General features: G+C 37.6%; 18 protein-coding genes and 1 pseudogene. 4 read left to right on the forward strand and 15 right to left on the reverse strand.

Translation table 11 applies throughout. The features are described 5' to 3' along the window. Positions 1-161 precede the first annotated feature (161 nt). The 7 genes and pseudogenes from O3643_RS01815 to O3643_RS01845 form a co-directional block, all read right to left on the reverse strand. Complete coding sequence (locus O3643_RS01815) at positions 162-587, reverse strand: hypothetical protein (RefSeq protein WP_371499437.1); 426 nt, start codon at positions 585-587, stop codon at positions 162-164. After that, complete coding sequence (locus O3643_RS01820; protein ID WP_371499439.1) at positions 562-1473, reverse strand: phosphodiester glycosidase family protein; 912 nt, start codon at positions 1471-1473, stop codon at positions 562-564. The genes O3643_RS01815 and O3643_RS01820 overlap by 26 nt, the downstream gene beginning before the upstream one ends. Beyond that, positions 1470-2513: a glycosyltransferase gene (locus O3643_RS01825; RefSeq protein WP_371499441.1), complete on the reverse strand. Its 1044-nt coding sequence runs from the start codon at positions 2511-2513 to the stop codon at positions 1470-1472. The genes O3643_RS01820 and O3643_RS01825 overlap by 4 nt, the downstream gene beginning before the upstream one ends. A gap of 209 nt (positions 2514-2722) precedes the next feature. Beyond that, positions 2723-3220, reverse strand: a complete 498-nt coding sequence (locus O3643_RS01830) for a YkgJ family cysteine cluster protein (protein WP_006152239.1) — start codon at positions 3218-3220, stop codon at positions 2723-2725. A gap of 89 nt (positions 3221-3309) precedes the next feature. Then, positions 3310-6960 (reverse strand): helicase-exonuclease AddAB subunit AddA, encoded by a 3651-nt coding sequence (gene addA, locus O3643_RS01835; RefSeq protein ID WP_371499443.1) that lies wholly within the window; start codon positions 6958-6960, stop codon positions 3310-3312. Next, positions 6957-10208 (reverse strand): ATP-dependent nuclease subunit B, encoded by a 3252-nt coding sequence (gene rexB / locus O3643_RS01840; protein ID WP_371499445.1) that lies wholly within the window; start codon positions 10206-10208, stop codon positions 6957-6959. The genes addA and rexB overlap by 4 nt, the downstream gene beginning before the upstream one ends. Before the next feature lie 131 nt (positions 10209-10339). Next, a pseudogene (locus O3643_RS01845) lies at positions 10340-11011 on the reverse strand (lysostaphin resistance A-like protein). A gap of 183 nt (positions 11012-11194) precedes the next feature. On the opposite strand from O3643_RS01845, the gene O3643_RS01850 reads away from it, so the two are divergent. From O3643_RS01850 to O3643_RS01860, 3 genes are all read left to right on the forward strand, one after another. Then, on the forward strand, positions 11195-12004 hold the full coding sequence (locus tag O3643_RS01850; RefSeq protein ID WP_371499447.1) for a Cof-type HAD-IIB family hydrolase: 810 nt from the start codon (positions 11195-11197) through the stop codon (positions 12002-12004). A gap of 269 nt (positions 12005-12273) precedes the next feature. Further along, positions 12274-13182, forward strand: coding sequence for an ATP-binding cassette domain-containing protein (locus tag O3643_RS01855; protein ID WP_314943736.1), 909 nt, complete (start codon positions 12274-12276; stop codon positions 13180-13182). A 10-nt stretch (positions 13183-13192) separates the two neighbouring features. Continuing rightward, entirely contained in the window at positions 13193-13954 is a 762-nt protein-coding gene (locus tag O3643_RS01860) for an ABC transporter permease (protein ID WP_371499449.1), read from the forward strand. 39 nt (positions 13955-13993) lie between these two features. Here the strand turns inward: O3643_RS01860 and O3643_RS01865 are convergent, their stop codons facing one another. From O3643_RS01865 to glmU, 8 genes are all read right to left on the reverse strand, one after another. Beyond that, positions 13994-14872, reverse strand: coding sequence for a sensor histidine kinase (locus tag O3643_RS01865; RefSeq protein WP_371499451.1), 879 nt, complete (start codon positions 14870-14872; stop codon positions 13994-13996). Continuing rightward, positions 14869-15570 carry a response regulator transcription factor gene (locus O3643_RS01870; RefSeq protein WP_371499453.1) on the reverse strand — a complete coding sequence of 234 codons (702 nt, stop codon included), beginning with the start codon at positions 15568-15570 and terminating at the stop codon, positions 14869-14871. The genes O3643_RS01865 and O3643_RS01870 overlap by 4 nt, the downstream gene beginning before the upstream one ends. Before the next feature lie 105 nt (positions 15571-15675). Beyond that, positions 15676-15936: a SemiSWEET family transporter gene (locus O3643_RS01875; RefSeq protein ID WP_045763891.1), complete on the reverse strand. Its 261-nt coding sequence runs from the start codon at positions 15934-15936 to the stop codon at positions 15676-15678. 130 nt (positions 15937-16066) lie between these two features. Further along, positions 16067-18355 (reverse strand): DNA helicase PcrA, encoded by a 2289-nt coding sequence (gene pcrA / locus O3643_RS01880; RefSeq protein WP_371499456.1) that lies wholly within the window; start codon positions 18353-18355, stop codon positions 16067-16069. A 121-nt stretch (positions 18356-18476) separates the two neighbouring features. Continuing rightward, entirely contained in the window at positions 18477-19172 is a 696-nt protein-coding gene (locus tag O3643_RS01885; RefSeq protein WP_371499458.1) for a 5'-methylthioadenosine/adenosylhomocysteine nucleosidase, read from the reverse strand. A 10-nt stretch (positions 19173-19182) separates the two neighbouring features. Beyond that, entirely contained in the window at positions 19183-19494 is a 312-nt protein-coding gene (gene macP / locus O3643_RS01890) for a cell wall synthase accessory phosphoprotein MacP (protein WP_036757475.1), read from the reverse strand. A gap of 11 nt (positions 19495-19505) precedes the next feature. Beyond that, complete coding sequence (locus O3643_RS01895) at positions 19506-20051, reverse strand: NUDIX hydrolase (RefSeq protein WP_314943723.1); 546 nt, start codon at positions 20049-20051, stop codon at positions 19506-19508. 9 nt (positions 20052-20060) lie between these two features. Beyond that, positions 20061-21440 (reverse strand): bifunctional UDP-N-acetylglucosamine diphosphorylase/glucosamine-1-phosphate N-acetyltransferase GlmU, encoded by a 1380-nt coding sequence (glmU, locus tag O3643_RS01900; RefSeq protein ID WP_314943721.1) that lies wholly within the window; start codon positions 21438-21440, stop codon positions 20061-20063. A gap of 157 nt (positions 21441-21597) precedes the next feature. On the opposite strand from glmU, the gene O3643_RS01905 reads away from it, so the two are divergent. Further along, positions 21598-22398: a glycoside hydrolase family 25 protein gene (locus tag O3643_RS01905; RefSeq protein WP_223333012.1), complete on the forward strand. Its 801-nt coding sequence runs from the start codon at positions 21598-21600 to the stop codon at positions 22396-22398. The last annotated feature ends 87 nt before the right edge of the window (positions 22399-22485 follow it).

The following is a 22485-nucleotide window of genomic DNA, read 5'->3' on the forward strand; positions in this document are numbered from 1 at the left end:
CAACATTTATCCACTTTATTATACAATATAATTTTAATTATAAAAGTAACGTCTTAAAGAAGAAAGAAAGTTGTAATATTGTTAAAACAATTTAGAAATAAAAGTCAACAAAAAGTAGTCGAACAATATGAGAACGACTACTTTTTTTGTATTATCAATAATTAACTCTCTATTACTCTACTACTTTTATTAGTTAGAAGTGGATGTATAAAAATGGATAGAATGGCTAAGATTGCAAAACTGATACCGACATACCAGTAAGGGGCATCAAGAGTAGTTGAACGACCAGAAAGATTGACAATACCTCGGAATAGTGTCCCTGTTGTAATAATAGCTACTGCCGAATTCCATAAATTAAGACTGATACGAGAGAAATGTGGAAGGACTTTGAGAAAGATTGCTAGTAGGATTCCTCCAATAAAAGGTACCGCAAATAAATAGTGCATGTGAACTGATGTCTCTCCAAAACTAAATGATTCATAAATTCTAGAAAAAGCAAAGAAGAAAATCGTAATTAATGTATAAGAAACAACTGTTTTTGTAAAGCGTCTTTTGTTAGGATTAATAACCAATGTAGACAATATCACTCACCGCCCTTTCTGAAATTTTGTTTCCTCCAGTCGTTGGTTTATTGATAACCTGACCGTTGAAGTAAAGTGTAGAGGATCCCCCACCATCAAGATTGTAGGCAGTTTTTGCACCATAGGATTTCATAACCTCAGCTAGCTGGTACAAAGAGAGACCTTCACTTTCAGATGTACGTCCGTCAGAAACTACAATAATGTAGTGGTTTTCGTCGATAATACCTATAGCTGTACGTGGATTCGAAGCCATAGCTTGTCCAACTTCTTGGTTTTTTCCTACCGCTATTTCACCATTTTCGACTAAAGCAGGACCAAAAGCTAAAAGATTAATAACTCCGTCTTTGACTAGTTGCTCAGCTGAAATCTGATCCTCGTAAATAATCTTGAAAGAACCATCTTTATAAATGGCTAAATCACCATTATTAGAATTTTCACGGACAGTATCACGATAGACAACTCCATTACGGATAACATAACCCGAAGAGTTGGCACCGTAATAGTCGCCGTTAACTGCTAGAATCGCATCATTATCTGCAGCAGTGACAGATGTTTTAGCTGTTACATTTGTTCCAAATGAGTTTTGAGCAAATGCTGTTTTTAAATAATCTGATGAACTTACTGTAACATCTGCAACATACACTTGGGTATGATTAACCGTCGTTTCAGTCAAATTGATAGAGATATTCTCGTCCTTATAACTTGAGTTAGTTACTGTTGCTGTTTTAGCAGCTTGACTAGCTTGAGCTGTATTGGAACTTGTATTAGTTGTTGCTACTGTCGAAATAGTTTCAGCGAGTACAAAAGTTTTCAACATTGAGTAACTAAAGGATCCTGTCAATAGTAAACCGAGAACCGAGGCATAAGCATATGGTTTCTTTATAAATTTCATAATACAGTTGATGTCCTTTCCTTAAAGATCAATTTCTTTTGCACTGTCCAAGAGACAGCGAAGAGAAGGATGCCGACGATAACTTTGGCAATCAGAAGGTTGATACCAAAGACTGTAAAGAAGAGACGAATCAGTAGCGTGTCTAAGACAAAGAGTCCGACTGCTAGACCAAAGTACCCCATCCCTGTTTTCACAAGGCTATCGTCGTCTTTAAAGACTAGTTTTTTATTTGTAGAGTAGTTAAAAACGGAGCTTGTCACACGAGCTAGTCCGTTAGCTAGGAAAATTCGGAAACTTGTTAGCGCTGTCGGTAAAAACAAGATTGCAATAGCGTAAACAAGGTAGTCTACAACAAAACTACTGAGAGATGACAAGGCAAATTTAAAAATATTTTTATAAATCATTAATCCATCTCTGATTGGACGGAAGTGTGAACCCTCATTATCATTGATATAAACTGTCTCAATAGGAACTTCTAAAATTTGATATTCTTTACTTGCTTCAAGAAGCATATTCATTTCATATTCGTAACGATTTCCCTCTATTTTCAACATAAAAGGAATGAGATTTGTTGTAAAAGCACGAAGACCTGTTTGTGTATCTGTTACTCCAACTCCTGTTTGTAATTTAAAGAGTGCTTTTGTTAAGCTATTTCCGAAACGACTACGAAGGGGTACTTTACCAGTGAAGGCCCGCACACCCAAGATTAGCTTATTAGGATTTTCAGAAGCTTTGTTAGCCGTACGGAGAATATCCCAAATCTTATGCTGACCATCTGCGTCTGCCGTTACAACCGTTCCATAGCTATTTTGTTGTTGGATATAAGTAAAGGCCGTTTTAAGCGCTTGGCCTTTACCTCGGTTCACTTGGTGACGGAGTACCGTAGCATATTGTTCTGCTTTATCAAAGATATTTTGACACTTTGATGAACTACCGTCGTCGATAACTAGAATACGAAAATCACTCTTTTCGTGGATTTTTTCGATGAGTTTGATAAGTTTATTATCAGGTTGATAAGCTGGAATTACTATATAGTTCATACCGGCACTCCTTTCTTAGTGATGGTATAACTATACAGACTAACGCTTAAAGATACCTTATATCAGTTTTCTTTAAGAAAAAGTTTAAGAAACTTTAAGACTGGAACTCATCCCCTTTAGAAATCAAAAACAATCAATATTAATAAATATACAAAAATCCTCAAATAGCAAATGAATTTGAGGATGGAATTTATTATAAAATAAACTTTTTATTCTATTTTATCTCTTAATTTCTCGACAAAGAGATAGGCCGCGGGACAGGTTAAAGTGTTTTTGATTGTCAGATTATTGATTTGATAAATCTTTTTACGGTCGGTATGTGGAAATTCTCTACAAGCCTTGGGACGGACATCATAGATGGAACAAAGATTGTCACCGCCGAGAAATGGACATGGCATTGACTTAAAGATCTTATCACCGTCTTCATCTACCTGTAGAAATTCATCTTCGAAGGCTGGTAATTTCATTTTAAAGTACTTGGCAATGCGTGTAATATCTGCTTCCTTAAAATCCGGTCCAAGGCTCTTGCAGCAGTTAGCACAGGCTGTACAATCAATTTCTTCAAAAACTTCCTGGTGAATCTCCAGCGCAATCTTATCTAGGTTTTTTGGTGCTTTCTTTTTCAGATTTCCAAGAAATTTACGATGCTCTTTTTGCTTTTGTAAAGCTAATTGGTGATAGTATTCGATATCGATTTCTTTTGACATAGATTCTTTAACATCCTTTTCTGAAACTAGTATACCATAACTGAAAATAAATAAAAACTACTGCCGTTAAGGCAATAGTTTTTACAAGATTAGTTAACTGCGACCACCTCAACCATATCTTTGCCAAGTAAGATTAAATATTTTTCAACTTGATCTATTTGGTAAGAACGAGACAAGGCTTCTGCATATAGAGATAATTGACCTCTATAACGTTCGATCAGTTGACTTGGATATTCATAATGATCTGTCTTGTAGTCAAATAGAACAATCTTATCATCGTAAAGGAGATAACCATCTAAAATTCCACGGACAACAAAGTATTCCTGACTCTTATCATCTCTTTTTAACATAGAGAAGGGTTGTTCTCGATACAGTTTGTCTTGATTTTTTAGAATCTCTTGACCAAGAGCTGTATCAAAGAAAGACAAGATTTTTTCTAGATTAACTTTATCTTTAACAGCTGAAGTTGCCTGAACTTGCTCCAAGGCTTCTGTCAAGGTTTCCAAAGTAGGTTTCTTAGCGAGATTGATTCGTTGCATGAGTTCATGGGTGGCACTACCAATTTCAGCTCCAGTGACTTTTTCTGTCTTGGAGAAGTCTGGAAGTTCAAACTGAATCAAATTATCTTTTACTTTACTTTGACCGGCTACTACTACACCTTCCATATCCATGACTGGTTCATAAAACTTCTTAATCTGACTTGGGGTCTGAACACTCGGAAGATTAATCGCTGCACGGTGGATTTCATTATACACTTCCACTTCTTTCAGCATTTCTAAAGCTTCCTTAATGGTATCAGACTGACGGTTGCTTGCCTGAGAAAGATCTTGGAGCTGGCTTTTATTTTCCAATTCTCCGATAGCTTCCTTGGTTAGGTCTTCTTCACCTTCAAAGCGCACACTAAAGTGTAAGTCCTCTTTAGAAAACGCCTGATAGATGGCCCAAATCCAGTCCTGGAAATTTTGAGCGTCAAGTCTTGTTTCACGAGTCAAAAGACCTTGCCCATTTGTCGGGTATTCTTTAGACTCTAACTTTTCCCTCGATCCCTTTCCGACTAGATAAAGTTTTTTCTCAGCACGAGTCATGGCTACATAGAGTAAACGCATTAACTCAGAATAGCTTGCTAATTGGAGCTCCTCTTCATTTTGACTATAAGTCAAGCTTGGAATCGATAACTTAATTGTAGATGGAAGATATTCCTCTTTTGCATTTGTAGCTACTCTAGCTACGTACTTAAGACCAAGGCCATTTTTACGACTTAGGATAACTTCAGACATGGAATCTTGCTTGTTAAATTGCTGATCAATATTGAGAATAAAGACATAAGGGAACTCAAGCCCCTTACTCTTATGAATACTCATAAGCTCCACAGCATCCTTAGGTGGAGCTACAGTGACACTGGCAAGGTCGTGCTTAGCTTCCAAGACTTGATCAATCATAGTTATGAAACGTGATAAGCCTTTAAAATTACTCTTTTCAAACTGGTCAGCTCGTAGTGCTAGGGCATAGAGGTTGGCCTGTCTTGCCTGACCATTTGGTAAAGCACCAACATAATCATAGTAAAAACGTTCGCTATAGATTTTCCAAATAAGTTCATAAAGCGAATGCGTTTTTGAGAACAAACGCCAAGCATTAACAGTTTCCATAAACAAGTCTAACTTTTTAAGTAATTCAGACTTGATTAAATCTTTATGGAGACTAGTTTTTGCTTGAGCATTGACTAGTTTCTCATAAAAGTTCTCTTGAACCTTATCCTCAGATTTCTGAAGGGCTAATCGAGCCAATTCATCCTCGTCAAAGCTAAACATAGGAGACTTCATTAGAGCTACTAAAGCAAAGTCTTGCAGAGGATTATGGATGACACGAAGAGTATCCAACATAACCTGCACTTCTAAAGATTGCAAATAATTGTTTAGAGCGCCATCAGTTTTAACTGGTATCCCATATTCCGACAAAGCAAGTAAAACCTGGTCATTCCGGCTTCTGCTGGCGGTCAAGAGAGCAATGTCATTGAAAGGAACCCCTTTATCATTATGAAGATGCAATATCTCCTTAATGACCATTCGCATTTCACCAGTTAGTTTGTTGGTCGAAAATTCTTCCTCTTCCTTAGAATCACCGTCAACATCCTTATCATACAAGAGGACTTCTGCCTTGTTTTCTGGATCTGGGTGTAAATCAGTATTTCCGAAAACAAGTTGATGCATCCCGTCATAAGAAATCTCTCCAACTTCCTCATCCATGAGATGCTTAAAGACGTCATTGGTAGCATTTAGTACTTCAGAACTACTACGGAAGTTTTCCTTGAGCAGTATTAACTGACCTTCTTTGCTATCCTGAGCAAAACTGTGGAATTTTTCATTGAAGATTTGGGGATCTGCCTGTCTAAAACGATAAATAGACTGCTTGATATCTCCCACCATAAAACGGTTATGCCCGTTAGAGAGAAGTTCTAACATTCTTTCCTGGATATGGTTGGTATCTTGGTACTCATCGACCATGACTTCGTGGAAGCGTTCCTGATACTCTTTTCGAACTTGAGGGAAGTTTTCCAGAATCTCAATAGTATAGTGACTAATATCCGCAAATTCGAAGGCATTTTCTTCACGCTTACGCTTTCGATAGGCATCAACAAAATCACTCATGAAAACTTGAAAAGTCATTGCCAAGTCCCAAGACTCTTGATGATAATCTTCTTGGAATTTCAATAAAGTAATTTGGTCATTTAGTGCAATTAGCTTTTCAAACTTGTCTTTTCTCTCTTGGTTGTATGCTTCTTTCAGTTCTAAGAGTTCAGCCTTGCGACTAGCATTTGTGAGAGCACGGCCACCCTTATCTTTGGAAATACTCACAACTCGCTCTAGAACTTCTTGATATTGATTAAAAGTAGATTCGTTGGTTAAAGCTCCAATTTCATCAAGAACTTGTTGGACAGCTTCTAAGTAGGCTGCTTTCCCAAATTCCTTGGCATCATTCTCTAGATGGTAACGGAAGAAACTTTCCAAATCCCAGAGTCTTTGCTGAATGTCTTGAGCCAGCTTTTCTTTAGCAACTGTAAAATCGGCCTTTTCGAATCCTTTTAAGAAAGATTCCTGTAGCCAAGCCTGAGGATTACTTGTAGATTGCAAAAAGTCATAAATCATATAGACCTGTTTACGCAATCCACGTGCATCCTTACTTTTACCCGCAAAGTTCTTGACCAACTGACTAAACTGTTCTTGTTCCTTACCTTGGTAGTGACTTTCGAAAACTTGTCGAAACACATCATTCTTTAAGAGGAGTTGCTCACTTTCATTCTCAAGAATGCGGAAGTTTGGGGCCAAATCAATGAGATAACCATGTTTAGCCAAGAATTTCTGGGTGAAGGAATCCATGGTTCCAATTGCAGCATTTGGTAAATCAGCTAATTGTCTTCCAAGATGCTTTTTTAGCTCCAAATCTTGAGTCTCTTGGATTTGTTGGCTGATTTTCTTTTCCAAGCGTTCTTTTAACTCGGTTGCTGCCTTTACCGTAAAGGTTGAGATAAAGAGTTGGCGAATTTCTACACCACGCGCTAGTTGATCAAGAATTCGTTCTGCCATGACAAAGGTTTTTCCGGAGCCAGCTGATGCTGAGACCAGAATGTTTTGACCAGAACTGTAGATAGCTTGAATTTGCTCAGCAGTTTTCTTGGGTTTCTTGTCAGAATGAGCTTCTTCTATTTGCAACTTTTCAATCTCTTCTTGGGATAAAAATTTCATCGCTCCAACTCCTCTCTAATTTTATTAAACCATGTTTCCTTATCATTGCTCTTAGCAACCTTATCTAATAACCTAGCTTGACCCAGATGGTAATTGGCTTCAAAACCTGTAATAGCTTGATATTGTTGAACATATGGGGCAATACTTCTGCCGTCTTCTGTGTAAGGATTGATAGCAAATCTACCAGATAAAATCTTCTCTGCAGCTTTCTTATAGATAAGGGCGTTATAGTCCAGCAATAACTGAAATTCCTCATCAGACAACTGATAGGTCTTGTTTTTATTATAAAGTTCCCCAAGGTTCTTTATCTCTTTTTCGAGAAATAGCCCTTGATATTTCATACTCTTAGTCGTTTCTGCTAAAGCCTTTGAAAGAGTTTTAACAGATTGTAAGGACTGAACTGGCTCAGCCATCTCTAAATACATAGCACCAAAGAAATCGTTATTTCCTTCTTTCTTAAGAGCAGCAAGATAGGTCGGTAACTGTGAATTAAGGCCGTTATAAAATAGAGGGAAGTTAAACTGAGTTAGAGAAGATTTGTAATCGACAATACCAATCGCATCACTGGTTTTTAAGCGGTCGATACGGTCTACTTTACCACGGACATAGACATTTCTGCCGTTTTCTAACTGAATAAAAGCTTGTTCCTTACCACCAAAGACTGCTTCTTCCTGAATTGTTTCAATTTCAGAATTGTGACGAAGAATGTGTCCAGTTGCACGCGCAACGTCTAAAAGAACTTCCTTGGTTAATTGGGCTTCCAAACTTTCTTGATAAATCGCTTGAAACTCACGTTCTTGACTGGTTTCAGAAATTGCTTGCTCTAAACGACGATCAAAAGGTGTATCAACAGGAAGTTTCATAGCTCGTTCAAAAATACGATGCAAGAAATTGCCATGACTTCGTGCATCAGGTCGCAAACGTAATTCTTCCTGCAAGCCTAAGACATAACGAAGGTAATAGCTGTATTCATTACGATAAAACTCTGTTAATCCCGAAGTTGATAGATAAAAATCTTGATCTTGAGGATACAAGGCTTCCAAAGTTTCAGTAGCTAAGGTCTTACTTTTTGGACTTGTAGGTAGGACAGGATTATCAAGACCTTGATCTTCTAATTTTCTCCCCATGACACGAGCTAGAACCTTAATAAAGGTTAAGTCCTTCTCACTTGTCTCTGTATCACCTTGCTGGTGATAAGCAACAAGACTAGACAAAAGACTGTGATAAGAACCAATATCATTCGTTGATAGGTTTCTTCGATCGATTCTCTTTTCAATCTTGCTAAAACCAAAATCCTGCAATTCTTTCAGATAAACTGACTCTTTACTCTCGTTTTCATTGAGCAGGCTTGGCGCCGATAAAACCAATTGCTTCTTGGCAGAATTTACCAAAGAAAGCATGGTATAGCGATTCTTCTTAAGATTTTCATGGCTAGCAATCAATAATTGAGAGCCTTCTTCAGTACCTCGGTTTAAAACTTCTCTTTCTTCATCACTCAAAAGACTAGTATTTTGGGTGATTTTAGGTAGATGATCCTGGGTTAAGCCGAGTGCATAGATGTAATCAGAAGTCAAAGGCGAAATCAAATCATAACTTTGCACCAGAACCGTATCTACCGTTGCTGGGATTGTACGATAATTTGATAAGGACATCCCTGAATGAAGAAGAGCCAAGAAATCATCTAAAGCAACCTGAGTCCCTTCAAATACAGTAGCAAATTGCTCCATTACGTGGCAAAATGCTTTCCAGACCTCTTCTTGTCTTTCTTGTTCTGCCGCATCCATCGTTTCAGATAAGGATTGTAATTGCTTGGTAACAGATGCATCCTTCAAAAAGTTGTTCCATTTTGTAAGGATATTTTCAGTCTTTTGCTTACGACTGGATAATAAAGTTTCTAGTGGATTTAGGACACGGACACGCAGCTCATCTAATTTTTCTAAATCAAATTTCCCATGATGGTTTTTTGTAAATTCTTGTTTAAAGCTAGAAAGTCCATCAATACCTAAATAGCGGATATATTGTTCAAAGCTATCGATTTCTTCTTGACTAAGGTCGGTATACAATCCAGTGCGTAGGAGATTAATCAAATCTTCTTGACGGAAATAGTACCGTTTGAGACGTCCCACAGATTCTACAAATTGAGTCAAAGGATGATGAGCCATAGACTCACTCTTACCTAGATAAAAAGGAATCTGATATTGATTAAAAATTATCTGCAAGGACAGTTTATAAGACTCTACGTCTCCTAGTAAGATACGAAAATTCTTATAGCTAAGTTCTGGCTCTTGGTGCAATTTTTGGCGAATGCTACGAGCAACGAGCTCCAGCTCTTCTTTTTGTGTCAGGCAAAACCAGATTTGCAAGTCTTCTCTATCCTTAGCATCCACTTCTAAGCTAATTTCAGAATAATCATAAGCACTTTCCAGTAATTTTGAGGCCTTGGCAAAAGTATCAAGATATTTATGTTCTTGACATGCATCTTCAGCCTTGGTCTGATATTTAAAAGCTAAATGACGTAGAAATTCAACACTGGCTTGATAGAGATTCCCTTCACTAAAAGGGCTAGTGTAGGCTTTCTTAGTCGCATATACACCAATAATAATCTCAACACCCTTACGATGAAGCAAATCCACTAGGTGTTCCTCTTCTGCAGAAAAACGAGTGAAACCATCAATGACTAGGGCAATCTTGCTAAAATCGCTACTTACCTTGTTTTCTTCGATAGCATCAATCAGATGAGATAATGGACTTCCTTGTGAAACTTGACCTTGATTTAAATACGCTGTTACCTTTTCAAAAATTAAGAGTAAATCAGAGCGTTTATCAGCATCTGTCAAACTTTCCAAGTCCAAAAAACTCATATTTGCAGTTGAAATTTCATGATAAATCTCAATCAGTTGCTGGATGAATTGAGGATCTTGTTTAATAGCCCCGTAAACACGTAAATCCTTAGGGTCAATCTCGGACAGACATTTATAGAAAGCCATACCAAGACCGATATCATCGAGACTTGACCTCTCAGGAATATCATTTAAAACCAGATAACGAGCCATTTGAGCGAAGCGCGTGACTGTAATAGCAAAAGAAGCCTGCTGACTCAAGCACTCCAGCACGGCACGTTCCTTTTCAAAAGAAAGAGAGTTAGGGGCGATATAAAAGACTCGTTTCCCTTGGTCAACTAGTCCTTGAGCCTCCTTAGTTAGGATTTCTGTCAAAGAAGTCCGAATATCGGAATAAAGTAGTTTCATCTCTGCCTCGTTTGTTTTTTCATTACCTTTTATTATATCATTTTTTAAGTAAAAACAGATTGATATAAAGCCCTAATTTTAACCTGTCCCATATCAAAAAAGTCGGAATAAAATCCGACCTTTTATAGTTATTAACTACCAGAAAACAAGAGTACCCATAATTCCCAAAATGCTAAAATGTTAATCATGATATGGAGCAAAATGGGATAATAGAGAGAATGAGTTTTTCGGTAGAGGAATGCTACAATCGCTCCTCCGCTTGCATAGGTGAAAAAGGCAAGTGGTGTTATACCATCAGAAACATGCACATAGCCAAAGACACAGGCTGATAGTAAAACATCTCCATACCAAGGTGAATCTTTCAAAAATGTATTCATCAGAACTCCTCGATAAACCAATTCTTCTGTAATTGGTCCTAGCAGACAAGTAATAAGCAATAAATATAGTAACTCTTGTCGCCCTGTCATCTCAACTAATTCATTTAAAGTCATTTGATTGGACGTTGCTGGGGTTAAAAAGGAAAACACAATACCTGAAAGATGATTGACTCCATAAGCAAGAAGCAAATAAACTGGATATCTCTATTTCCACTTCAACTCAAGAATTTTCCTACCTTCGAATACTAGTAAATAAAGAATAGCTATAAAAGTAACGATGAGCTCTAAAAAAGCAAGAATTTGAAAAAATTCTCTACTAGCAGGTACAAGCCTACCTGCAAAATGATTAAAAATCCACCAAAACCATGTCTTCCTATAAATAATTACTAACAAGGCTAGTAAAATCTGTACTGTTCTTTTTTTCATGCCAAGTCCTCTGATTTTTTATCCATTATCAGTATAATATTAAATATATTACTAATTTAGTATATCATATTTTTGTTATCTATCTACTAAAAACCTAAATAGAAATGGCATTTCACTTAGCTTTAGACTTATTTGCCTCAAAATATGCTATAATATACGCAAAACACGTGAAAAGGAAATACTATGATTAAACTACTTGCTCTGGATATGGATGGTACTCTGCTCAACGAAGCCAAAGAAATCCCTCAAGCTCATATTGATGCCATTCATAAGGCTATCGAAAAAGGTGTTAAACTGGTTCTCTGTACTGGACGACCTCTCTTTGGAGTTCTTCCCTACTACAAGAAACTCGGGCTTGATTTGCAGAATGAATACGTTATTGTCAACAATGGTTGTTCTACCCACCAAACTAGTGACTGGGGCCTTGTTGACTGGCGAGAACTTAGTAAATCTGACATCGAATACCTGAATGAACTTGCTGAAAAGAGTGAGGTCCAGTTGACTCTCTTTGACGAGGAACATTACTTCGTTCTCGGAGGCAAACCAAATCCTATTGTTCAATATGATGCTACACTTGTCTTTGCTGACCTGACTGAAATCTCACTGGAAGAAGCTACTAGCGGGAAATATCGCATGTTCCAAGGCATGTTCTTAGGAACAAAAGAGCAAACAGATGATTTTGAACAACGATTTGCGGATGAACTTTGTCAGAGATTTAGCGGAGTTCGTTCACAACCAGTTATCTATGAAGCAATGCCACTAGGTACAACTAAGGCTTCAGCACTTTCTCGTTTGGCTGAGATTTTGGATATCCAACCTTCTGAAATCATGGCAATGGGTGATGCCAATAACGACATTGAGATGTTGGAGTTTGCAGGGCTTGGGATTGCCATGGGAAACGCTAGCGATTACGTCAAATCTCTCGCTGATGAAGTAACAACAAGCAACGAAGAAGAGGGCGTTGCACGCGCTATTGAAAAATATATTTTATAGAAAATAAGCCCAGTCAACTAGTATTTCTAGCCAACTGGGCTTTTATTTTTTTAAAATTTAAAAACTTTAGAAACTCTTTAGAAATGCTTGACGATTCTTTGATATCTATGCTTTATACTAGAGTTATAAAAATAAAACATCTTATACTCTTCGAAAATCAAATTCAAACCACGTCAGCTTCGCCTTGCCGTACTCAAGTACAGCCTGCGGCTCGCTTCCTAGTTTGCTCTTTGTTTTTCATTGAGTATTAAAGGTTAAAGGAGAAAACTATGAAAACAGTCCTCGAAATCCATGGCTTGTCCAAACAATTTGGCAAACAACCTATTCTACAAGATCTTAGTCTCTCAGTTAAAGAAGGAGATATCTATGGACTTATCGGAAAAAATGGTGCTGGTAAGACAACTCTGATTAAAATCATTACCCAATTATTATCTGCTGACCATGGAACTATTTCCCTCTTTTCTATTCAAGGGTATAAGGAGTGCACGAAAGCCCTATCTCGAGTAGGTTCAGTCATTGAATCCCCAGTAGCTCACAATCATTTAACAGCCTATCAAAATCTAAGATACTATTGTACTATTCGACATATCCCAAATGCTGATCAAGTCATTCAGGAAACATTAAAGTATGTGGGGTTAACAGATACAGGTAGAAAAGTTTTTCGAGATTTCTCTCTTGGGATGAAACAACGCCTAGGAATTGCTATTGCCCTCCTATCAAAACCAGACTTTCTCATCCTTGATGAACCTATCAATGGACTTGACCCAATCGGTATTAAAGAGTTTCGTCAAATGATTCAACGTCTGAATCAAGAACTAGGAATAACAATTCTCATCTCTAGTCATATCTTGTCAGAACTCTATCTGGTTGCCAATCGCTTTGGAATTCTTGACCAAGGGAAAATCATTCGAGAAATCAGTAAGACCGAATTTGAGACACTTAATGAAGACTATATCGTTCTAAAAACAATTGACAAAGAAAAAGCTAGTCAAATCTTAAAAGACAAAGTTCATCTCGAATTTAAAGTTGTTAATTCAGATAATGAGATTCATATTTTTAGTCATGAACAAGATGTCAAACGCATTCTCAAAGAACTTACTCTAGCAGATGTTGACGTGGATGAGATTTACTATGCTCGTCAAAATCTTGAAGAATACTTCACACAATTAGTAAAATAGGAGGAAAACCATGATACATACAATTCAAGCAGACTTTTACCGTCTTTTCCGTTCCAAAGGATTTTGGATTACAGAGCTCGTTCTCTTTGCACTCATGTTAATGGGGGCTACTTTCGGAGCTACAGGACAGATCATATCCGTCAGTACAAGTACAAACGCAGAAACCGAACTGCCAAGCAAGGGATGGGATGGTATACAAGCCCTTATTAACACCTCTAGCAATAGCTCAAACCTAGTTTTCCTCTGTATTATCCTTGCTTGCTTAGTTCTAGGAGTTGATCTTATCGGAAAACTCTATAAAAACAGTTTGACAGTGGGTGTTTCTCGGACAGAGTTTTTCTTAGCTAAATTTTTTGTATTAGCAAGTATCGCTCTAATGCAAATTCTTGTTAGCCTAGTTATTGCTTTCGTACCAGCAACTATCCTAAACGGTCTTGGTACGATGCCAGAAGGATTTATTGGCAATCTCCTTCTTACTATTGGTCTTCAATTCCTCTGTCTTCTAGCTTGGCTATCTATTGTTTCCTTCATTCTCTATGTGACTCATTCTTATTTGGCTGTTTTCATTGGTTATTTGATCACTTCTATCTTGCTTTCAACGCCGATGCTTATCTTTCCAGATATTGAGATTTTACGCTATTTATCCTTAAATTTTGCCTATGCAATGACTGACTATAGCCAGGCCATTCTATACACCGTTATCGTTACAGTGACCATTATTCTACTCTTTACTATTAGTGGACTTGCTGTTTTCAAGAAGAAAAGCCTATAAAAACAACCTCCTCTATTCAAAAAGAGGAGGTTCTTTGTTTTAAAAGAGAACTCTAACTGTAAACCAAGCACCATCACTACTTAGTTGTAGTTCTGCACCAAGGAGATGGGATAGTTCTTCAGTAATATAAAGACCTAAACCAGAGGATTCTTCTGTATCTGAGAGGTTTTCAGAGTAAAATCGTTGACTGAGATTTTCAATTTTACGAATCGGTTGTTTAACCAGATTCGCAAGTTCCAAACAGATATGATTGTCCACTTCCTTCAGAGAAAATCTCGCTTCATCCTTACCATGTTTTAAAACATTACCAATAAGATTTTGTAACATACGATCTAATAAATCGGGATCTGTTAATAAATAGAGACCAGGTTCTACTTGCAAATCAAGGTTAATCTTTGCCGTCTGAAAAGAATCATAATAGGTCAGCAATTTTTGCGTCATAAATGTTGAAACTTCTAACTCAGATAAGTCAGGCTTAACTGCTCCCTCCATTAACCGACGATAGTCCAAAAGAGCCTCTAGGCGTTTTGAAACTTGATTGAGATGATGAGCAATTTTTCTCAAACTCTCAGACTCAGGATTTTCTGTTTTAAGCAATTGCTGAGTATAACCTGATGCAATCGTTAAAGGTGTTCGAATGTCGTGTGCAATATTGCTAATAGCCATGTCTAAAGTCTGCTTCTCTCGCTTCATAATCAAGCGTGACTGCTCAACATCTTGAAAGAGATGATTGATTTGCTGGTAAAGATGTAAAAAATCCTTGGAGAAAGTGGACACTCCGATTCTCTTCATACTTCCAGTCAGAATCTTGTCCTCAATTTGTTGGCTCAAGTTTACGAGTGCTAGATGATAGCGAATCAAGCCTATCGTCAATAGGATAATAACCAGCAGTAGCAAAGAAAGTAAAATATAGATCATTGCTCATCTCCTTTTAACCGAACACCAACTCCCCAGATAGTTTCAATATACTCTTGCTCTGGATCTAGTTGGCTTAATTTTTTACGGAGATTACTTAAATGAGTGTTGAGAGTATTGTCACCTGGTAAATAAGTATCCTCCCAGACTAATTCATAGAGTTCTTCTTTCGTGAAAATTTTCTTAGGATGTCCCAACAAGGTTTGGAGAATCAAGCATTCTTTCTTAGCTAGGCGAATAGTTTCCTGGCTATTTTTGATTTCAAAACTATCTGCATCAAATTGAATATTTTTTAACTGTTGAATCAACTTGTCAGGATGTTCGATTTCAGCTGCTTGCTTGTCACTATTTTGACGTAATTGTACCGTAACCCTGGCAAAAACTTCATCCAAATCAAAAGGCTTTACAATATAATCATTAGCACCATCTAAGAGATATTGGCTGATGAGCTTTTTATCACTTAGGGCAGTTAGCATGATGACAGGAACTGAACTATCGTGTCTAATGGCTTTTAAAACCTGATCACCATTTTTTCCCGGAAGCATAATATCTAGCAGGATTAGATCAATGTCACCTTGTTCAAATCGTATCATACCTTCAGTACCAGAAAAAGCCTGAATCACCTCATGCTCCTCAGAAAGAAGAGTTCTCAAAATTTCTTGAATCTCATTATTATCTTCAACGATAAGTATTCTAGCCATAAACACCAACCTTTCTAATAGTATTATATCATGTTTTTTTAGGAATTTCGGATAAAGAAAAACTCTCCTTCATGCTTAAATACGAAGAAGAGTTCACCCTATGTATTAAATTAAAGCTGTCAATGCGGTAATAAGTCCAAAAACGATACCTGGTGCATTAGCTGCTGCCAAAGGAATATCACGTTCTTTCTTAAAGAGACCGTAGTAAACCCAAAGACTGCAGTTAAGTGCAGCTACTGCTGGTTGGATAAAATTCCCTTTTTGACCAGCAAGGTTATTCATAATTTGAGGAATATAAGAGACATACATCATTACAGACATAAAGGTTGCAATCCAACCTAAAGTTTTCATTTGTTTTTCAGTCATTTTTTCTCCTTTCAAAAACAGTTTCAATTATACACTATTTTTTAAGATAGTGAAGTTTAAAAAGCTATTTGTTAAAAACTTGTAAATTATCACAGTCTTGTGATAAGGGAAACTTATTCATTTAGATAACTTACTTCTTCTCAATCGGTGCTACACTAGCCAAAAGTTTTTTCAAACCGACTTCTGGGAAGTTGATTTTTAGTTCCTGTGTAGCTCCACTACCCGATACTTCAAGGACAGTCCCTTCACCCCATTTTTTATGAAGGGCAATATCACCGATAGACCAGCTAGTTTCACTGGAAGCTGATTTAGAACCAGCCGCAAATTGTCCAAATGGTAAACCACTTGATTGAATCGATGTAGGCGCAGTATTCTGTTTTCGTTCTTGAAGAGCCTGTGCCAGACTCATTCCTTGACCAAATGTAGTACCACCACTACTGTATGATGCTTTAAAACTTGTATTAGCTGGACGAGCCAAACCTTGATAGGTCAACAAATCTGAACTAATCTCGTTGATAAAACGGGTCGGACGATTGTAACTTGTACGCCCGAAAAGCAAGCGAGAGTTGGCGTTGGTTAGATAGAGAATTTTCTCGGCGCGCGTGATTCCTACATAGGCCAAACGACGTTCTTCTTCCAATTCATCTGGATCTTCAGAGGCACGACTAAGCGGAAAGACATTCTCCTCCATACCGATAATAAAGACAACTGGAAACTCGAGTCCTTTGGCAGCGTGTAAGGTCATTAAGGTTACTTCTGACGACTCCTGACTACCAGAGTCCGTATCTGCAATCAAAGCAAGATCATTCAAGAATCGACTAAGTTTATCTAGTCCTGTTTCCTCTTCTTGGCTTTCAGGATTGGCATCAAAGTTTTTGGTGACAGAGAGGAACTCCTCGATATTTTCAACCCGGGCCTTGCTCTCCAATGTTGCTTGAGCATTCAGAATATCAACGTAGCCTGTTTTTTCTAATACTGCTTCTACCAACTCAGTGATTGAAAGTCGATCAAGTTGTTCCCTCAAATCGAGTATCATATTTGCAAAGTCCCAAATAGACTGAGCTGCTTTTCCTTTGATGCCAGATAACATAATGTTGGCTGAAGCATCTAGCATAGACATTTCTTGCATATTAGCAAAGTCGCGAATTTTCTCAACGGTTCCTGGTCCAATTCCACGTTTTGGTTCATTGATGATGCGCTCAAAACTAATATTATCACTTAGGTTGGCAATGAGATTGAGGTAAGCAATGATATCACGGATTTCCTTACGGCTGTAGAATTTGGTACCACCAACCATGGTATAAGGAATATTAGACTTGAGCAAGGCTTCCTCAATTGTACGTGATTGAGCATTTGTTCGATAAAGAACAGCAAAGTCCTTATGAAGGAAGCCATGGCTTCGGCTAAGTTCATCTATGGTTTTGGCTACAAAAACAGCCTCATCCTGTTCATCGTTAGCTCGGTAGTAAATAATTTGTTCCCCATCCGCATTTTGAGTCCAGAGGTTCTTAGGACGGCGATTTTTATTGTTTTTAATAACGTCATTAGCTGCTTGGAGAATGGTTTTGGTTGAGCGATAGTTTTCCTCCAACAAAACAACCTTGGCTTGAGGATAATCCTTCTCAAAATCCAAGATATTCTGCATATCCGCACCACGCCAACCGTAGATAGACTGGTCCGCATCCCCAACAACACAGATATTTTTAAAGCGAGAAGCCAACAGTTTGACCAGTTGATATTGAGCGTGGTTGGTATCTTGGTACTCATCGACATGGATATATTGGAACTTTTGCTGATAGTAAGTTAAGACATCAGGATTTTGATCAAAGAGACGCAAGGTCAACATAATCAAATCATCAAAGTCAACTGACTCAGCTTGACGGAGTTCCTTTTGATAGGCCTCATAACACTTAGCGACAATATTTGTATATAAATCTCCTGCTTGTGCAGCATAAGCAATATCGTCAATCAGATCATTCTTAGCATTAGAAATAGTCCCTAAAATAGAGCGTTCATTCCACTTTTTAGGATCCAAATTTAATTGCTTGAGAATACGCTTCATCAGTGATCGCTGCTCACCTGGATCGATAATGGTAAAGTTACGATTGTAACCAATATGATCCGCATCACGACGTAAGATACGAACGCACATAGAGTGAAAGGTCGCTATCAAACAGTCCTGTGTAGCTGGATTGAGCCCATAGGCACGTTCTTTCATTTCACGAGCAGCCTTATTGGTAAAGGTAATGGCTAAAATATTCCAGGGATTAACCATCTTTTCATCAATTAAGTAGGCAATACGATGGGTCAAAACTCGTGTTTTACCAGAACCAGCCCCCGCCATAATCAGCAGTGGACCTTCTGTTGTTTGGACCGCTTCAGCCTGTCGGTCATTCATACCGTTTAATAAAGGATTCATTTTCTCTTCCTATTCTTCAAATCAATGTTTCTATTATATCAAAAAAGACTGAAAATAACTCTATCAGAGACAAGCTTCCTTTTTTCCTAAAAAAAGAACACTAACAAGTGTTCTTTTTATTTTAATCATGAATAGATTGTAAAAGTGTCAACAAGGCTTGAGCCGATCTGCGTCCTGCTTCTACGATAAATTCATCAAATGAAATAGAAGCTTCGTGGTTAGCATTATCACTCATGGCACGGACAACTAAGAAAGGTAGATTAAGCGCGTGAGCTGCTTGAGCAATAGCCGCTCCTTCCATCTCCACAGCAAGAACTTGAGGGAAATGTTTTTTTATAGCAGCTATCTTGTCTTCACCAGCTACAAAGCTGTCACCCGTCACAATCAAACCTAGATGCCATTTTTGGTCAAGTTTAGACAAACTCTCTTGAATCAAACTGACAAACTTCTTGTCAGTTTCGAAATAGAGTGGTTGTTGGGCCAACTGACCGTATTCATAACCAAAAGCAGTCACATCAACATCATGATAAGCTAGCTTATCAGCAATCACTACATCTCCAACTTCGATTCCTTCTGCTAAAGCACCAGCTGAACCAGTGTTGATAACAGCATCTACTTTAAAGTGGTTAGCTAAGATTGCTACACTCATAGCAGACATGACTTTACCAATTCCACTCTCCACCAAGACAAGCTCGACTGAACCAATTTTACCCGTATGATACTTATTTCCTAATACCGTCTCTTCTTGAGAGTTTTCTAAATGTTGAATCAGATAAACTAGCTCTTCTGGCATAGCTGCTATAATTCCAATTTTCATGACATTCCCCTTAAATAAATCTCATTGCTAAAACTAGCAAAATCAAGAGAAGAATAACAGCAAATAGAATCTTATTCAGTTTTGAGTTAAAAACATTTCTCTTAGTATTTTCAATTCGACGACTTTTATGGATTTGTGGTTCAACATCAATCGTTAGGGTATCTTGACTAAAACCATGGTCACTTGAACGTGAAGCTCTATAATGTTGAGATGAAGTCGATAATATCTTTGTTTCTTGATCATCTACTAAAGTAGAGCCAGAGATATCTTCACCACGATTTGCACGCTCGATTATTTCGTCTGTTAATAAAGGTTTTCCCATAGGTTCCTCCCCTATTTTTCTTGTAATTCCCAGTACTGGATAGCCATAATAGTCTTGGCATCACAGATATCACCAGACTGGATCAGTTGTTTAGCTTCTTCAAGACTAACTTCAAGTAATTCTAAAGTTTCATCTTCATCCTGCGGACGTGGATTTTTAACCTTTGTCAAATCACTTGCCAAATAAAGCTTTAATCGCTCATTACAGAAACCAATAGCAGAATAGAAATCATACAAAAGAGTTAGTTTTCCAGTGTAAGCTGCTTCTTCTTCCAATTCGCGAAGGGCTGCCGCTTCAGGATCAACATTTTCTCCAATTTCTAGTTTTCCTGCAGGAATTTCAACAGAAACTTTTTCAATCGCCTTGCGATATTGCTTGACTAGAACAATCTTATTATCTGAGGTAACTGCAAGAACACATACTGCACCATTATGGAAAATCAAATCACGTTGAGCTGTCCCTTTTCCATTAGGAAGTTCAACCTGATCTTGTACCAATTGGAAAATAGGACCTTTATAGATTTCTCTACGGCTGAGTGTTTTCTCTTCAAATTCCATGGTTAGCTCCTATTTATTTTTAGGATGGTGAGGGAGATGAGTTGCATATTCGTCTTTGTTAACTTGGCGGCCACGACCGATGGCAATAGCATCAGCAGGCACGTCTTTAGTAATGGTTGAACCTGCGCCAACAAGAGAGTTATCTCCTAGTTCAACAGGAGCGATGATGGTTGAATTAGAACCAACAAAGACATTGTTGCCGATAACTGTCTTGAATTTATTTTTCCCATCATAGTTCACTGTTATAGTACCAGCACCAAAGTTGACGTCACTGCCAACTTCACAATTACCAATGTATGTCAAATGGCCAGCTTTTGTATTTTCTCCAATGCTAGAACCTTTCACCTCAACAAAGTTTCCAATATGAACATCTTTTGCCAGGCTAGAACCTGGACGAATATGAGCGTAAGGTCCGACTGTAACACCATCAGCAACTGTGCTCTCCTCAATCATAGAGTTGGTAATCACTGCACCTGAACCGATAGTACTATCGACAATATAAGTTCCATTCGTCAAAATAGTCTCAGCACCAATCTTACTAGAACCTTTGAGGGTTACATTAGCTTCAATTTGTACATCTGGAGCAATTTCAACATCAATATCAATATAAGTCGCTTCTGGATTTACAAAACTAACGCCATTAATCATGTGAGCTTGGTTAATACGACGACGCATAACAGCTTCTGCTGTAGAAAGTGCTACACGGTCATTGACCCCGAGACTTTCATCGAAGTCTTTAAGAGTATAGGCACCGACTTTTTCACCAGCTTCACGGAAAATACCAATCACATCTGTAATATAGTATTCACCTTGAGCGTTGTTGGTATTAATGTTTTTAAGAGCTTCAAAGAGACGAGCATTATCAAAAACATATGTTCCTGTATTGATTTCTTTGATTTGCTTTTCAAAATCAGTCGCATCTTTTTGTTCAACAATTCTTAGTACTTCAGCATTATCATTGCGAACAATACGTCCATAACCAAATGGATCTTCCGCTTCTGCGGTAAGGATAGTGGCTACGTTCTTGTGATTCACATGAAAATCAATCAAGTTTTTCAAACTTTCGCCCGTGATTAATGGTGTATCACCTGCAATAACCAATGTTTGTCCAGAAAGACCCTCAAGAATTGGTTCGGCCATCATAACCGCATGACCAGTACCTAATTGCTCAGATTGTCTCACAAAATCAGTTTGACCAGCTAAAACTTGCTCTACAAGTTCAGCCTTATGTCCAACTACAGTAACTGTTTTTTCAGGATTAATTGCGCCCACGCTACGAAAAACATGCTCAAGCATTGAAATTCCTGCAACTTTGTGCATAACTTTAGGTAGATCTGATTTCATACGGGTACCTTTACCCGCTGCTAAAATAATTGCATAATTTGCCATATTTTTCTCTTTTCTATAGAAATTCTTTATTATTATACCACAATTTACTTCACGATACACAAATTTGTTGACCTCAACATAACGCTAATGACTGTCACTACTCCGTTTTGAGTAAATTTTTTGATTTTTTTAACAAATTAGGATAAACTATAGGAGTATGAGAAAAAAAATTCGTCCAGCTTTTATAGTTATTATATTTGCTGCTTTTATAGGACTCTTGATTCTCAATCGTCCACGATTCGAAGAACATCCTGTAAAAACCAAACAAAATCCAGTTCAAATAGAAACACAAGCTCTACATAACTTGGATAAGCCTATCATCGATATCTCTGGTTGGCAACGACCGTCAGAGATTAACTATGATATTTTATCTAAAAATATCTCTGGTGCTATTGTTCGAGTCCACGGAGGAAACCAGATTACTACTGAGAACGATGCATCTTATACGAATGGAACAGATAAAGCTTATAAAAGTCATATCGCTGAGTTTCAAAAGAGAAATGTTCCAGTTGCTGTATATGCCTATGTATCTGGAAAAAGTGTAGAGGATATGGAAAAGGCTGCTGAAGCATTCTACAATTCAGCTTCCCCATACAATCCAAGTTACTATTGGTTAGATGTCGAAGAAAAAACCATGTCAGACATGAATAAAGGGGTTGAAGCTTTTCGTGCTAAACTAGAATCTCTAGGTGCTAAAAACATCGGTATTTACATCGGAGTTTACTTCATGGAAGAGCATAGCATCAGCACAGATAAGTTTTCAGCTATTTGGATTCCTTCCTACGGACCTGATTCGGGCTATTTTGAAAGTTCACCAAATACAGACCTTGACTTCGATCTTCATCAATACACCTCAAAGGGTAAACTGGTTGGATTTGAACACCATCTAGACCTAAATCTTATTTCTTTGTCAAAAGATAAGGAAGAGACGTTTAGAAAACTATTTTTAAAACCTTAATTTCATTCAGCAAGCAAGATATTACTTCTGCTTGCTTTTTTTATTTCTCTTACTTTGTGATATAATACAAGAAGAGAATTTTAGAGA

This window comes from Streptococcus sp. 20925_1_44 (assembly GCF_041432435.1).
Taxonomy (GTDB): Bacteria; Bacillota; Bacilli; order Lactobacillales; family Streptococcaceae; genus Streptococcus; species Streptococcus infantis.

Bases quoted from the DNA above. Each gene is read 5' to 3' on its own strand.
- O3643_RS01820 (WP_371499439.1), bottom strand. From the start codon at position 1,473: ATGAAATTTATAAAGAAACCATATGCTTATGCCTCGGTTCTCGGTTTA.
- O3643_RS01825 (WP_371499441.1), bottom strand. From the start codon at position 2,513: ATGAACTATATAGTAATTCCAGCTTATCAACCTGATAATAAACTTATC.
- O3643_RS01830 (WP_006152239.1), bottom strand. From the start codon at position 3,220: ATGTCAAAAGAAATCGATATCGAATACTATCACCAATTAGCTTTACAA.
- addA (WP_371499443.1), bottom strand. From the start codon at position 6,960: ATGAAATTTTTATCCCAAGAAGAGATTGAAAAGTTGCAAATAGAAGAA.
- rexB (WP_371499445.1), bottom strand. From the start codon at position 10,208: ATGAAACTACTTTATTCCGATATTCGGACTTCTTTGACAGAAATCCTA.
- O3643_RS01850 (WP_371499447.1), top strand. From the start codon at position 11,195: ATGATTAAACTACTTGCTCTGGATATGGATGGTACTCTGCTCAACGAA.
- O3643_RS01855 (WP_314943736.1), top strand. From the start codon at position 12,274: ATGAAAACAGTCCTCGAAATCCATGGCTTGTCCAAACAATTTGGCAAA.
- O3643_RS01860 (WP_371499449.1), top strand. From the start codon at position 13,193: ATGATACATACAATTCAAGCAGACTTTTACCGTCTTTTCCGTTCCAAA.
- O3643_RS01865 (WP_371499451.1), bottom strand. From the start codon at position 14,872: ATGATCTATATTTTACTTTCTTTGCTACTGCTGGTTATTATCCTATTG.
- O3643_RS01870 (WP_371499453.1), bottom strand. From the start codon at position 15,570: ATGGCTAGAATACTTATCGTTGAAGATAATAATGAGATTCAAGAAATT.
- O3643_RS01875 (WP_045763891.1), bottom strand. From the start codon at position 15,936: ATGACTGAAAAACAAATGAAAACTTTAGGTTGGATTGCAACCTTTATG.
- pcrA (WP_371499456.1), bottom strand. From the start codon at position 18,355: ATGAATCCTTTATTAAACGGTATGAATGACCGACAGGCTGAAGCGGTC.
- O3643_RS01885 (WP_371499458.1), bottom strand. From the start codon at position 19,172: ATGAAAATTGGAATTATAGCAGCTATGCCAGAAGAGCTAGTTTATCTG.
- macP (WP_036757475.1), bottom strand. From the start codon at position 19,494: ATGGGAAAACCTTTATTAACAGACGAAATAATCGAGCGTGCAAATCGT.
- O3643_RS01895 (WP_314943723.1), bottom strand. From the start codon at position 20,051: ATGGAATTTGAAGAGAAAACACTCAGCCGTAGAGAAATCTATAAAGGT.
- glmU (WP_314943721.1), bottom strand. From the start codon at position 21,440: ATGGCAAATTATGCAATTATTTTAGCAGCGGGTAAAGGTACCCGTATG.
- O3643_RS01905 (WP_223333012.1), top strand. From the start codon at position 21,598: ATGAGAAAAAAAATTCGTCCAGCTTTTATAGTTATTATATTTGCTGCT.